At 69.4% G+C, this 12,919-nt stretch carries 15 protein-coding genes; 14 read left to right on the top strand and 1 reads right to left on the bottom strand.

The annotated features are described in order from the left end of the window. Positions 1–168: 168 nt before the first annotated feature. The 7 genes from rpsM to ACF3NH_RS08590 all read left to right on the top strand — a co-directional run bounded on the left by rpsM (position 169) and on the right by ACF3NH_RS08590 (position 4,763). Positions 169–546, top strand: a complete 378-nt coding sequence (gene rpsM, locus ACF3NH_RS08560) for a 30S ribosomal protein S13 (protein ID WP_040613072.1) — start codon at positions 169–171, stop codon at positions 544–546. A 1-nt stretch (position 547) separates the two neighbouring features. Further along, the gene (gene rpsK, locus ACF3NH_RS08565) at positions 548–940 is read left to right on the top strand and encodes a 30S ribosomal protein S11 (RefSeq protein ID WP_099096438.1); all 393 of its coding nucleotides are present in this window, start codon (positions 548–550) and stop codon (positions 938–940) included. Between the two features lie 25 nt (positions 941–965). Beyond that, a complete protein-coding gene (locus ACF3NH_RS08570; protein ID WP_198365229.1) occupies positions 966–1,982 on the top strand; it encodes a DNA-directed RNA polymerase subunit alpha in 1,017 nt (338 codons plus the stop codon). Between the two features lie 26 nt (positions 1,983–2,008). Further along, a complete protein-coding gene (rplQ, locus tag ACF3NH_RS08575) occupies positions 2,009–2,440 on the top strand; it encodes a 50S ribosomal protein L17 (RefSeq protein ID WP_198365230.1) in 432 nt (143 codons plus the stop codon). A 132-nt stretch (positions 2,441–2,572) separates the two neighbouring features. Continuing rightward, positions 2,573–2,974: a hypothetical protein gene (locus ACF3NH_RS08580; RefSeq protein ID WP_422922520.1), complete on the top strand. Its 402-nt coding sequence runs from the start codon at positions 2,573–2,575 to the stop codon at positions 2,972–2,974. 105 nt (positions 2,975–3,079) lie between these two features. Then, the gene (locus ACF3NH_RS08585) at positions 3,080–3,925 is read left to right on the top strand and encodes a carbon-nitrogen hydrolase family protein (RefSeq protein ID WP_422922521.1); all 846 of its coding nucleotides are present in this window, start codon (positions 3,080–3,082) and stop codon (positions 3,923–3,925) included. 10 nt (positions 3,926–3,935) lie between these two features. Continuing rightward, the gene (locus ACF3NH_RS08590; RefSeq protein WP_422922522.1) at positions 3,936–4,763 is read left to right on the top strand and encodes an NAD kinase; all 828 of its coding nucleotides are present in this window, start codon (positions 3,936–3,938) and stop codon (positions 4,761–4,763) included. Positions 4,764–4,814: 51 nt separating this feature from the next. Here ACF3NH_RS08590 and ACF3NH_RS08595 read toward each other — a convergent pair whose 3' ends face one another. Next, entirely contained in the window at positions 4,815–6,416 is a 1,602-nt protein-coding gene (locus ACF3NH_RS08595; RefSeq protein ID WP_422922523.1) for an ABC transporter substrate-binding protein, read from the bottom strand. 121 nt (positions 6,417–6,537) lie between these two features. Here ACF3NH_RS08595 and ACF3NH_RS08600 point away from each other — a divergent pair, with 121 nt between their 5' ends. The 7 genes from ACF3NH_RS08600 to ACF3NH_RS08630 are packed head-to-tail and all read left to right on the top strand — an operon-like array spanning position 6,538 to position 12,892. Then, entirely contained in the window at positions 6,538–8,127 is a 1,590-nt protein-coding gene (locus ACF3NH_RS08600; protein WP_422922524.1) for an ABC transporter substrate-binding protein, read from the top strand. Between the two features lie 14 nt (positions 8,128–8,141). Continuing rightward, complete coding sequence (locus ACF3NH_RS08605; RefSeq protein ID WP_198365236.1) at positions 8,142–9,113, top strand: ABC transporter permease; 972 nt, start codon at positions 8,142–8,144, stop codon at positions 9,111–9,113. A gap of 1 nt (position 9,114) precedes the next feature. Then, entirely contained in the window at positions 9,115–10,038 is a 924-nt protein-coding gene (locus ACF3NH_RS08610) for an ABC transporter permease (protein WP_422922525.1), read from the top strand. Positions 10,039–10,048: 10 nt separating this feature from the next. After that, the gene (locus ACF3NH_RS08615; RefSeq protein WP_422922526.1) at positions 10,049–11,074 is read left to right on the top strand and encodes an ABC transporter ATP-binding protein; all 1,026 of its coding nucleotides are present in this window, start codon (positions 10,049–10,051) and stop codon (positions 11,072–11,074) included. Continuing rightward, positions 11,071–12,072: an ABC transporter ATP-binding protein gene (locus ACF3NH_RS08620; RefSeq protein WP_198365239.1), complete on the top strand. Its 1,002-nt coding sequence runs from the start codon at positions 11,071–11,073 to the stop codon at positions 12,070–12,072. Before ACF3NH_RS08615 ends, ACF3NH_RS08620 begins: the two co-directional genes overlap by 4 nt. A 56-nt stretch (positions 12,073–12,128) precedes the next feature. Beyond that, positions 12,129–12,473, top strand: coding sequence for an arsenate reductase (glutaredoxin) (arsC, locus tag ACF3NH_RS08625; protein WP_422922527.1), 345 nt, complete (start codon positions 12,129–12,131; stop codon positions 12,471–12,473). Next, positions 12,470–12,892, top strand: a complete 423-nt coding sequence (locus tag ACF3NH_RS08630) for a hypothetical protein (RefSeq protein WP_198365241.1) — start codon at positions 12,470–12,472, stop codon at positions 12,890–12,892. The genes arsC and ACF3NH_RS08630 overlap by 4 nt, the downstream gene beginning before the upstream one ends. Positions 12,893–12,919: the final 27 nt, after the last annotated feature.

A 12,919-nucleotide genomic window follows, 5' to 3' on the forward strand; every position in this document is an offset into this window, starting at 1 on the left:
ACTCTCGGCCTCGAACCCCGTTAAACCCGCGCCTCTCGCGGTCGGGGCCTCCTCGGCCGCGACGATGGTTGCATGCGGTCCATTACGTGACCGCAGCGCGCCGATCACCTTCGCCGGCGCTTCCGCCGGTCATCGGACAGGGGCCACGTGCCCCGGGAGCAGGACTCAATGGCACGCATCGCAGGCGTGAACATTCCAACCAACAAGCGCGTTCTCATTTCCCTTCGCTACATCTACGGCATCGGTCCGGCGAATGCGAAGGTGATCTGCGAGCAGCTCGGCATCCCCGAGGATCGCCGCGTCAACCAGCTGACGGATGAGGAGATCCTCAAGATCCGCGAGCTGATCGACCGCGAGTACCGGGTCGAGGGCGACCTGCGTCGCGAGAACGCGATGAACATCAAGCGCCTGATGGACATGGCCTGCTACCGCGGCCTGCGTCATCGCAAGGGCCTGCCTGTCCGTGGCCAGCGCACGCACACCAACGCCCGCACCCGCAAGGGCAAGGCCGTGGCGATCGCCGGCAAGAAGAAGGTGACGAAGTAAGATGGCCCGTCAGCCCACCGGTCGTCCGCGCAAGAAGGAACGGAAGAATATCGCTTCCGGCGTCGCGCACGTCCTTGCCTCGTTCAACAACACCATCGTCACCATCACCGACAGCCAGGGCAATGCCATCGCCTGGTCCTCGGCCGGCAGCCAGGGCTTCAAGGGCAGCCGCAAGTCCACGCCCTATGCCGCGCAGGTCGCCGCCGAGGATGCCGGCCGCAAGGCCCGCGAGCATGGCATGGAGACGCTGGAGATCATGGTCTCCGGTCCCGGCTCGGGGCGCGAGTCGGCGCTCCGCGCGCTGCAGGCCGTCGGCTTCTATGTCACCGCCATCAAGGACGTGACCCCCATCCCGCACAACGGCTGCCGTCCGCGCAAGCGGCGTCGGGTCTGAGGCGAGGCTGCAGGAGAAACCGAACGTGCTCGAGCGCAACTGGCGTTCCCTGATTCGCCCCGAGAAGCTCGAAGTCGAGTCCGGGGCCGACCCTTCGCGCACGGCGACGGTGGTGGCGGAGCCGCTCGAGCGCGGCTTCGGCATGACCCTCGGCAATGCGCTGCGGCGCGTGCTGCTCTCCTCGCTCCAGGGTGCGGCGGTCACCGCCATCCGCATCGATGGCGCGCTGCATGAGTTCAGCAGCCTGCAGGGCGTCCGCGAGGATGTCACGGACATCGTCCTCAACATCAAGCGCCTGGCGATCCGGATGCAGGGCGAGGGGCCGAAGCGCCTCCAGCTCACCGCGACCGGCCCGGGCGAGGTGACGGCGGGCCAGATCCAGACCATCGGCGACATCGAGATCGCCAATCCGGAGCTGGTCATCTGCACCCTCGACGACGGCGCCAAGCTGTCGATGGAGCTGACGGTCGATATCGGCAAGGGCTATGTGCCCGCCTCCGAGAACCGGCCCGAGGACGCCCCGATCGGCCTGATCCCGGTCGATGCCATCTATTCCCCGGTCCGCCGCGTGGCGTATCAGGTGCAGCCGACCCGCGTCGGTCAGCGCACCGACTACGACAAGCTGGTGCTGACGGTGGAGACGGACGGCACGATCGCGCCGGACGATGCCGTGGCCCTGGCAGCCCGCATCCTGCAGGACCAGCTGCAGCTCTTCATCAACTTCGATGAGCCGCGCCAGCGCGTCGTGGAGGAGGTGCAGGACGACCTGCCCTTCAACCGCAACCTGCTGCGCAAGGTGGATGAGCTGGAGCTGTCGGTCCGCAGCGCGAACTGCCTGAAGAACGACAACATCGTCTACATCGGCGACCTGGTGCAGAAGACGGAGCAGGAGATGCTCCGCACTCCGAACTTCGGCCGCAAGTCGCTGAACGAAATCAAGGAAGTCCTCGCCTCCATGGGGCTGAGCCTGGGCATGACCGTGCCGGGCTGGCCGCCGGAGAACATCGAGGACCTCGCCAAGAAGATCGAAGAGCCGTTCTGATTTCGGCCGCGTGAAGGAATAGAACCATGCGTCACGGGGTTGCCGGCCGGAAGCTCGGCGTCACCTCCACCCACCGTATTGCGATGCTCCGCAATATGGCGACCAGCCTGCTCAAGCACGAGCAGATCACCACGACCCTGCCCAAGGCCAAGGAGCTGCGCCCGTATGTCGAGCGCATCATCACCCTGGGCAAGCGTGGCGACCTGCATGCGCGCCGCCAGGCCTATGCGCAGATCATGGACCCGAAGGTGGTGGACAAGCTCTTCACCACCATCGCCGAGCGCTACAAGGGCCGCCAGGGTGGCTACACCCGCGTCCTGAAGGCCGGCATGCGCTATGGCGACGCCGCCGACATGGCGGTGATCGAGCTGGTCGAGCGCGACGTCGCCGCCAAGGGCCAGGACAGCGGTCCGAAGCCTGTCGCGGCCGAGGCCGAGGGCCAGCAGGACGCGGCGTAAGCCGTCTCCTCCGGCCAGGAGGAACGAAGGGGCGGATGGGCAACCATCCGCCCCTTTCGCGTGGCGCCCTCCCGCCGGGCAACGCCGCGCCCCGGTCCGGCGTTGTCGCTCTGCCCAGCCCAGGAGCCCGCCATGCCCGGCCACCGAGCGACCCGGACCGATCCCGTCTTGTGGGAGAAGGTCAAGGCGGAGGTGCAGCGGGGCGACAAGGGTGGCGAGCCGGGGCAATGGTCGGCCCGCAAGGCTCAGCTTGCGGTGCGGGCGTACAAGAAGGCGGGCGGCGGCTATTCCGGCGCCAGGAGCAGCGCCAATCACCTGACGGCCTGGACGCGGGAGGACTGGGGCACCCGGTCCGGCCGCTCCTCGCGCGAGACCGGTGAGCGCTACCTGCCGCGCCAGGTACGGGAGGGGCTGAGCGAGGCCGAGTACCGCGAGACCTCGGCCCGCAAGCGCCGGGACAGCGCGGCGGGACGGCAATTCTCCCCGCAGCCGGCGGCGATCGCGCGCAAGACGGCGCGCCTCCGCCGGTCCTGAGCGCCGACCCTGAGCGTGGGCGCGCGTCCTGCCGCCTTGCGGGACAGGGCCGGAAGGCGCTTTGATGCCTCCCCCTCCGACCCCGAGCCGGCAAGGAAGCCCCGCATGCGTGTTTCGGTCGTGCAGATGAATCCCGGCCACGACAAGGCCGCCAATATCGCCCAGGCGCGGGGCCTGATGGAGGCCGCGATCGAGGCGGACCGGCCGCAGATGCTGGTCCTGCCCGAGATGTGGACCTGCCTGGGCGGCGACCGCCCGACCAAGCTGGCCGCCGCCGAGGCCCTGCCGCCCGCCGGTTCCCACGCGCCGGGCGGCGAGGCCTACGAGTTCCTGCGCGACACGGCCCGCCGGCACGGCGTCCATGTGCATGGCGGCAGCATTGGCGAGGCGGCGGGCGAGAAGCTCTACAACACCAGCCTCGCCTTCGGCCCCGAGGGGCAGGAGCTGGCCCGCTACCGCAAGATCCATCTCTTCGACATCACCACGCCCGACGGCACCGGCTACCGCGAGAGCGCCACCTATGGCGGCGGCGAGACGGTGGTGACCTACCAAGCCGGCGAGATTCGGGTGGGCTGCGCCATCTGCTACGATGTCCGCTTCCCCGAGCTCTTCCTGGCCCTGCGCCGGGCAGGGGCGGAGCTGATCATGCTGCCCGCCGCCTTCACCCTGCAGACCGGCAAGGACCATTGGGAGGTGCTGATCCGCGCCAGGGCCATCGAGACGCAATGCTGGTTCGCCGCCCCCGCCACCTGGGGCCAGCACCAGGAGAAGGCCGGGCCGCGCCTGACCTACGGGCATTCGCTGATCGCCGATCCCTGGGGCCATGTCGTCGCCCGCGCGAGCGACGGGAAGGGCTGGGCGACGGCCCGCATCGACCCGGCGCTGACCGCCCGCGTCCGGCGGGACATGCCGGTGCTGGAGCATCGCGCCGCCGCCCGCGCGCAGTACTGACGCCGGCACCATGACCGCGGCTTTGCTGGGCCATGGCTCCAGTTTCGGCGAGGCGCCGGAGCTACCGGCCGACCTGCGCGGGCACATCGCCTTCCTGGCCGCCGCCACCGATGTCGCCGAGACGGCGCGGGACCGTTTCATCGCCCTCTATGGCGATGCCGCGCCGGACGCGGCCGCGGTGGTGGTGGCGCTGGGCGGCGACGGCTTCATGCTGGAGACCCAGCACCGCTTCCTCGGGCGCAACCTGCCGGTCTATGGCATGAACTGCGGCAGCGTCGGCTTCCTGATGAACGCCTTCCATGAGGACGACCTGCTGCCGCGCCTCGCCGCCGCCCAGGCGGCCATCCTGCACCCGTTGCGGATGCGGGCGCTGGATGCCACCGGGGGGCTGCGCGAGGCGCTGGCGATCAACGAGGTCTCGCTGCTGCGCGAGACGCGGCAGGCGGCGAAGATCCGCATCCTGGTCGACGGCAAGGAGCGGCTGCCGGAGCTGATCTGCGACGGCATCCTGGTGGCGACGCCGGCCGGCAGCACCGCCTACAACCTCTCGGCCTATGGCCCGATCGTGCCGCTGGGAGCGAACCTGTTGCCGCTGACGCCGATCTCGGCCTTCCGCCCGCGGCGCTGGCGTGGCGCGCTGCTGCCCTCGGAGGCGGTGGTGATGTTCCAGATCCTGGAGCCCGGCAAGCGCCCCGTCGCGGCCGTGGCCGACAATGTCGAGGTGCGCGACATCCGCTCGGTCGAGGTGCGGGAGGACCGCTCGGTGCGGATGACCCTGCTCTTCGACCCCGATCATGGCCTGTCGGAACGGATCATCGCCGAGCAGTTCACCGTCTGAAGGGCGGCCGGCTGAAGGGCGGCCGGGAGCTTCCCCCGGCCGCCCGCCGCGTCACTTCTCCCGGCGCACCCCCATGGCTGTGGTGCGCTCGTCCATACGCGGGACATAGGTCAGCCCCTTCCGCAGGGCCCAGGTGTTGACCAGCTGGAACAGCGGCAGGATGGCCTGCTCGTCCATGGCGTATCGCACCGCCTCCTGCAGCAGCTTCTCCCGCTTCGCGTCGTCGATCGTGGAGGCGGCGCGGCTGGTCATCGCGTCCAGCTCCGGGTTGGAGTAGCGGCCGCTGTTGCTGGCGCCGGTGCGCTTGTCGCGGTCGAAGGTGCCGATGATGTTGACCAGGAGGTAGGAGGCCTCGCCGGTCGTGCTGCCCCAGCCGGAGAGGCGCATGCCGAATTCCTGCCGGTTCGACCGGACGGAGAAGCTGGCCCAGGGCAGCGCCTCGACCTGGGTCTGCACGCCGATGCGGGTCCACATCTGGGCGATCGCCTGGGCGGTCTTGGCGTCGTTCGGGTAGCGGTCGTTCGGCGTGTGCAGGGTTATCCGCAGGCCCCGCGGGAAGCCGGCCTCGGCCAGCAGCGCCTTGGCGCCGTTCGGGTCGTAGGCCAGCGGCTTGACCGCCGGGTTGTAGCCGAAGGTGCCGGGGGGCAGCCACTGGCCGGTGGGCTTGGCGGTGCCTTCCATCACCCGGTCCGCCAGCGCCTCGCGCTGGATCGCCATGGAGAGGGCGCGCCGCACCCGGACATCCTGGAACGGATTGCGGGCCAGGGGCTTGCCCTCATGGTCGGCGACGAAGGGAACCTCGCCGGTGCGGGAATAGTCCGGCATCAGGTAGATCAGCCGCACGCCCTCGATCTCGGCCAGGGTGATCCCCGCGTCGCGCTTCAGCCGCGGCAGGTCGCTGGCCGGCACCTGGTCGATGATGTCGACATCGCCCGAGAGGATGGCGGCGCTGCGCGCGCCATCATTGTTGATGAAGCGCAGATTGACCTTCTCCCAGGGCTCCTTCTCGCCCCAGTAGGCATCGTTGCGCACCAGCTCGGCCCGGTCGCCGGGGCGGTAGGCCTGCATGCGGTAGGGTCCGGTGCCGATCGCCGCCTTGCCGGAATTGTAGTCCTCGGTCGAGGCATTCTCGCCCGCGTGGCGGGAGATCACCGAGATCGCGCCAAGCTCCACCGGCAGCAGCGGATGCGGCTGGGCGGTGTGGAAGCGCACCGTCAGCGGATCGACCACCTCCACGCGCGTGATGGCGCGCACGAAGCCGCCCATGCCGCCGGGGCTGTTCGGCACGTTGGGCGCGCGGGCGATGGTGAAGGCCACGTCCTCGGCGGTGAAGTCGCGGCCGTCATGCCATTTGACGCCGGGGCGCAGCTTGAACTCCCAGACCGTCGGCTCCACCGTGCGCCAGCTCTCGGCGAGCTGCGGATGGGGCTGCGCCGTGGCGTCCCGGCCGACCAGGTAGTCATAGACGTGCATGGCCAGGGTGTGGTTCGGAGCGGCGTTGTAGAAGTGCGGGTCAGCCGAGGTGACGGCGCCGCCGATGCCGATGTTCAGGGTCTGGGCCTGCGCCGGAGCCAGGGCAAAAGAAGCCAGGGCAAGAGGGGCGATCAGCGGCGCGGCGAGCAGGGCGGTCCGCAGACCTTTGGAAAAGGGCATAATCTCGTTCTCTCCCGACACAAAACGGCCATAACCTAGCGAGGGCGATCCCAGGCTGCTACACTGCGAGGTAAAGAAGCTGTAATCTTTCAAGCCATTCTCCATATCCTGGGGGCGTAGAATGATCCGCAGAGCTCGGGCGGCCACCGTGGCTGCCGTTTTGGCGCTGACCCCAGGCCTGGCCGGCGCGGCCTGGGCGCAGAACCTGACCATGGCGGTGGGGGCGCAGGTCACCTCCCTCGACCCGCACTACCACGCCCTGTCGCCCAACTTCGCCGTGGCGACCATGCTGTTCGACACGTTGACCCGCCTCGACGAGGACGCCCGGCTGCAGCCCGGCCTGGCGGAGAGCTGGAAGCCGGTCGAGCCGACGATCTGGGAATTCAAGCTGCGACCGGGGGTGAAGTTCCACAACGGCAACGACTTCGCCGCCGAGGACGTGGCCTTCACCGTCGACCGTGTGCCAAACGTGCCGAACAGCCCTTCCTCCTACGGCATCTACACGCGCGCCATCGAGCGGGTGGAGCTGGTCGATCCGCTGACGGTGCGCTTCCACACGCGCGCGCCCTATCCGCTGCTGCCGACCGACCTGGCCCAGGTCGCGATGCTGGATCGCCAGACCCACGAGAACGCGACGACCGAGGGGTTCAACGCCGGCACCCTGGCGATCGGCACCGGCCCCTTCCGCTACGTCTCCTTCCGCTCGGGCGACCGGCTGGAGCTGCAGCGCAACGACGACTACTGGGGCGAGAAGCCGCACTGGGAGAAGGTGAGCTACCGCATCCTGGCCAATGACGCCTCGCGCACCGCGGCGCTGCTGGCCGGCGATGTGGACTTCATCGACCAGGTGCCGACGAGCGACCTCAACAATCTGCGCCGCAGCGACCGCGTCCACCTCGCCGAGCGGGACGGGCTGCGCATCATCTTCCTGGCGCTCGATCACCAGCACCCGGAGGGTTCGCCGCTCATCACCGACGCGCAGGGCCGCAAGCTCAGCGTCAACCCGCTGCGCGACATGCGGGTCCGCCGCGCGCTGTCGCTCGCCATCGACCGTCCGGCCATCGCCGCGCGCGTCATGGAAGGCACGGCCAAGCCGAGCGGGCAGTTCCTGCCGACCTCCGCCTTCGGCGCCATCCCGGACCTCGAGGCGCCGGCGACCGACGCGGAGGCGGCGAAGAAGCTGCTGGCCGAGGCCGGCTATCCCGACGGCTTCCGCATCACGCTGAGCGGCCCGAACGACCGCTACATCAACGATTCCCGGATCATCCAGGCGATCGGCCAGATGTGGACCCGCATCGGCGTGCGCACCACCGTGGACGCGCAGCCCTGGACCACCTTCGTCGCCCGCGCCGGCCGCTTCGAGCTGAGCGCCTTCCTGGTCGGCTGGAGCAGCTCCTCGGGCGAGGCCTCGAACCCGCTTCGCTCGCTGGTCGCCACCTACGACCGGGACAAGGGCTTCGGCACCTCGAACCGCGGCCGCTATTCCAACCCGGCGATGGACGCCAAGCTCGAGGAGGCGCTGCGCGAGCTGGATGACGGCCGGCGCGAGGCGCTGCTGCGCGACGCGACCCGCATGGCCATGGAGGATGTCGGCATCATCCCGATCCACCTTCAGAAGAACGTCTGGGCGATGCGCCCGACCCTGACCCACAATTCCCGCACGGATGAGTTGACGCGGGCGCAGGATGTGCGCCCGGCGGCCTCCAACTGACGGCACCCTGATCCATGAGTGTTTACCTGTTGCGGCGGCTGTTGCAGTCCGCCCTCGTGATGCTGGCGATGTCGGTCATCGTCTTCGTCGGCGTCTATGCCATCGGCGATCCGGTCGAGATCCTGATCAGCCCCGACGCCGATCAGATGGAGCGCGAGCGCGCCATCCAGGCGCTCGGCCTCGACCTGCCGCTGTGGCAGCAGTACCTGTCCTTCCTGGCCAATGCGCTGCGCGGCGATCTCGGCCGCAGCTTCGTCTTCAACGAGCCGGCGCTGCAGCTGATCCTGCAGCGCATGCCGGCGACGCTGGAGCTCGCCTTCGGCGCCATGTTCCTGGCGCTGCTGGTCGGCCTGCCGCTCGGCCTCTACGCTGGGCTGAAGCCGAATTCGACCGGCTCCAAGGTGATCATGGCCGGCTCCATCCTCGGCTTCTCGCTGCCCACCTTCTGGGTCGGCCTGATGCTGATCATGGTCTTCGCCGTGCAGCTCGGCTGGCTGCCCTCCACCGGGCGCGGCCCGACCGTCGAGGTGCTCGGCCTGCGCTGGTCCTTCCTGACCTGGGACGGCCTCAGGCACCTCGCCATGCCGGCGCTGAACCTCGCTCTGTTCAAGATCAGCCTGGTCATCCGCCTGACCCGCGCCGGCGTGCGCGAGACCATGCTGATGGACTACGTGAAGTTCGCCCGCGCCAAGGGGCTGACCAACAACCGCGTCACCTATGTGCACGTGTTCAAGAACATCCTGATCCCGGTCGTCACCGTGGTCGGGCTCGAGCTCGGCTCCACCATCGCCTTCTCGGTGGTGACGGAAAGCGTCTTCGCCTGGCCGGGCATGGGCAAGCTGATCATCGACAGCATCAACGTGCTCGACCGCCCGGTGATCGTCGCCTACCTGATGATCATCGTGCTGATGTTCATCACCATCAATCTCGTGGTCGACCTCGCCTATTCGGCGCTCGATCCGCGGGTGCGGCTGGAGAACAAGTGAGATGAGCACGACCACCGCCGCCCCCGGCACGCCCGCGGCCGCGCCCAAGGCCGAGACGCCCTGGCGCCGCTTCGCCGCCGAATTCGCCGAGAGCAAGCTGGCGCTCCTCGGCCTGGGCGTCTTCGTCCTCATCGCCCTGATCGCCATCTTCGCGCCCTGGCTGGCGCCGCAGAACCCCTACGACCTGGCGCAGCTCGACATCATGGACGGGCGGCTGGAGCCGGGCACGCGCAACGGGATGGACACCTTCACCTACTGGCTCGGCACCGATGACCAGGGGCGCGACATGCTCTCCGGCATCATGTACGGGCTGCGCATCTCGCTGCTGGTGGGCGCCGGCTCGGCCATCATCGCCTGCGCCGTCGGGGCCTCGCTCGGCCTGCTCGCCGCCTATGCCGGCGGGCGGACCGACACCGTCATCATGCGCCTGGTCGACCTGCAGCTCTCCTTCCCGACCATCCTGGCGGCGCTCATGATCCTCGCCTTCCTCGGCAAGGGCGTGTTCAACGTCGTCATCGCGCTGGTCATCGTGGAATGGGCCTACTACGCCCGCACGGTGCGCGGCACGGCGCTGGTCGAGCGGCGGCGCGAGTATATCGAGGCGGCGCAGTGCCTGGCCCTGCCGACCCGGCGCGTCATCTTCCGCCACCTGCTGCCGAACTGCATGCCGCCGCTGATCGTCGTCGGCACCATGCAGATCGCCCGCGCCATCGCGCTCGAGGCGACGCTCTCCTTCCTCGGCCTCGGCGTGCCGATCACCGAGCCCTCGCTCGGCCTGCTGATCTCCAACGGCTACGAGTACATGCTCTCCGGCCGCTACTGGATCAGCTTCTATCCGGGCATCGCGCTGCTCGTGACCATCGTGTCGATCAACCTGGTCGGCGATCAGCTGCGCGACGTGCTCAACCCGCGGCTCAAGAAGTAAAGGACCGGGCATGGCTGTCACCCCTGCTGCCGCCACCCAACCGGCCCCCGTCGCGGCCCCGACCCTCGAGGTCCGCAACCTCAGGACCCACTTCTTCACCCGCGCGGGCGTGGTGAAGGCGGTGGACGACGTCTCCTTCACCGTCGGCCGCGGCAAGGTCCTCGGGCTGGTGGGGGAATCCGGCTCCGGCAAGACCGTCACCGGATTCTCCATCCTCGGCCTGGTCGATCCGCCGGGCCGCATCACCGGCGGCGAGATCCTGTTCCACGGGCAGAACCTGGCGAAGCTCTCGGAGGAGGAGATGCGGAAGCTGCGCGGCAACCGCATCGCCATGATCTTCCAGGACCCGATGATGACGCTGAACCCGGTGCTCCGGGTCGACACGCAGATGATCGAGACCGTCCTGGCGCATGAGAAGGTCAGCAAGGAGGAGGCCCGCCAGCGCTCGCGTGATGCGCTGGGCATGGTCGGCATCCCCTCGCCGGACGAGCGGCTGAAGAGCTATCCCCACCAGTTCTCGGGCGGCATGCGCCAGCGCGTGGCCATCGCCATCGCCCTGCTGCACCGGCCCGAGCTGATCGTGGCCGACGAGCCGACCACCGCGCTCGACGTCACCATCCAGGCGCAGATCCTGGCCGAGGTGCAGAAGCTCTGCGCCGAGACCGGCACGGCGATGATCTGGATCACCCATGACCTCTCCGTCGTCGCCGGCCTCGCCGACGACATCGCGGTGATGTATGCCGGCCGCGTGGTGGAGAAGGGCGCGGTGGGCCCGGTGCTGGACGCGCCGCTGCACCCCTATACCGAGGGGCTGATCGGCAGCGTGCCGTCGCGCAACAAGCGTGGCGAGCCGCTGCGCCAGATCCCCGGCATGACGCCCTCCCTGCTCAGCCTGCCGCCGGGCTGCGCCTTCCGGGGCCGCTGCCCCAAGGCGCAGGACAAGTGCCGCGAGGAGCCGCCCTTCGGCGAGGTGCTGCCGGGCCGCGAGGCGCGCTGCTTCTTCCCCAACCTCACCCCCGCCGAGGCCGCCGCATGAGCACGCCGATCATCGAGTTGAAGGGCGTCTCCAAGCGCTTCTCGAAGAAGCAGGACTTCGCCGGCAAGCTGATCGGCAGGCTGACCGGCGGCGTGAAGGACGAGACGGTGCATGCCGTGGACGGCGTCGACCTGACCGTCAACAAGGGCGAGGTGGTCGGGCTGGTGGGCGAATCCGGCTGCGGCAAGTCCACCCTGGGGCGCATGGTGGCCGGCATCATGCCGGCCTCGGGCGGCGAGATCCTCTGGCACGGCCAGCCGGTCGCCAGCCTCAGCGGCGCCGAGGCCCGCCGCGCCAAGCTGCAGACGCAGATGATCTTCCAGGACCCCTATGCCAGCCTGAACCCGCGCATGCGGGTCTCGGAGATCGTCGGCGAGGCGCCGAAGGTGCATGGGCTGGTCCCGCGCGGCACCTATGATTCCTACGTGGACAACCAGCTGCGCCGGGCCGGGCTCGATCCCTCGCTGAAGCGGCGCTATCCGCACCAGTTCTCCGGCGGCCAGCGGCAGCGCATCGGCATCGCCCGCGCGCTGGCGGTGCAGCCGGAGTTCATCGTCTGCGACGAGGCGGTGGCGGCGCTCGACGTCTCGATCCAGGCGCAGATCCTGAACCTGTTCATGGAGCTGCGGCGCGATCTCGACCTGACCTACCTGTTCATCAGCCACGATCTCGGCGTCGTCGAGCACCTCTCCGACCGCGTCGTCATCATGTATCTGGGCCGGGTGGTGGAGGAGGCCAGGGCGGAGGAGATCTTCGCCCGCGCCAACCACCCCTATACCCAGGCGCTGCTGGACGAGGTGCCGCGCATCGAGGCCCGGAAGAAGCACTTCGCCGGCATCAAGGGCGAGATCCCCTCGCCGCTGGACCCGCCGCCGGGCTGCCACTTCCACCCGCGCTGCCCGCATGCCTTCGACCGCTGCCGCGTCGAGCGGCCGGCGCTGCGCGAGGTGGCGCCGGGGCACCGCTCCGCCTGCCACCTGAACGACAAGGCCGCCTGAGAAAAGGGCCAGGCCAGGGCTTGCCTTGCCTCCGGCCGAGGCGGCAAGCTCGGGCCATGTCGATCACCCTCTACCACAACCCCGCCTGCGGCACCTCGCGCCGGGTGCTGGAGATGCTCCGGCAGGCCGGTCACGCGCCCCGGATCGTCGAGTATCTGAAGAACCCGCCGGACCGCCCGACGCTGGAGCGGCTCTTCGCCGCGCTCGGCCCCGCCATGCTGCGGCGCAAGGGCGCGCCCTATGACGCGCTGGGGCTGGACGATGCGGCGCTCGCGCCCGCGGCGCTGCTCGACGCGGTGCAGGCCCATCCCATCCTGATCGAGCGCCCGATCGTGGAAACCCCCCTCGGCATCCGCCTCGGCCGGCCGCCCGAGGCGGTGCGGGAGATCCTTCCCGCTTGACCGGGCGGCTGCTGCCCGTCCTCTCCCTGCTGCTGGCCGGCTGCGCCCTGTCGGAGGCCCGCATGGTGGCCGAGGCGCGGCGGGACATGGTGGGGCTGCGGCGCGCCGATCTCTATGTCTGCGCCGGCTTCCCGAGCCGGACGGAGCGGATCGACGTGCTGCGGGAGATCTACAGCTACGAGCTGCAGGGCCATCAGGAAGGCGGGCTGAACCTGAACCTGCCCGTGGTCGGCGGCCTGAACCTGATGGGCGACGCCGGCTATTGCCGGGCCAATTTCGAACTGATCGACGGCATGGTGACGCGGGTGGGCTTCAGCGGCGACAATGATTCCCCCGGCGCGCCGGAAGCCCGCTGCGCGCCGATCATCAAGAGCTGCCTCGGCATGGAACGCTCGGCCCCGCCCAAGGCGCCGGGCTGATCGCCCCGGACTGATCGCCCCGGATTG

Source organism: Pseudoroseomonas sp. WGS1072 (assembly GCF_049340465.1).
Classification (GTDB): Bacteria; Pseudomonadota; Alphaproteobacteria; order Acetobacterales; family Acetobacteraceae; genus Pseudoroseomonas.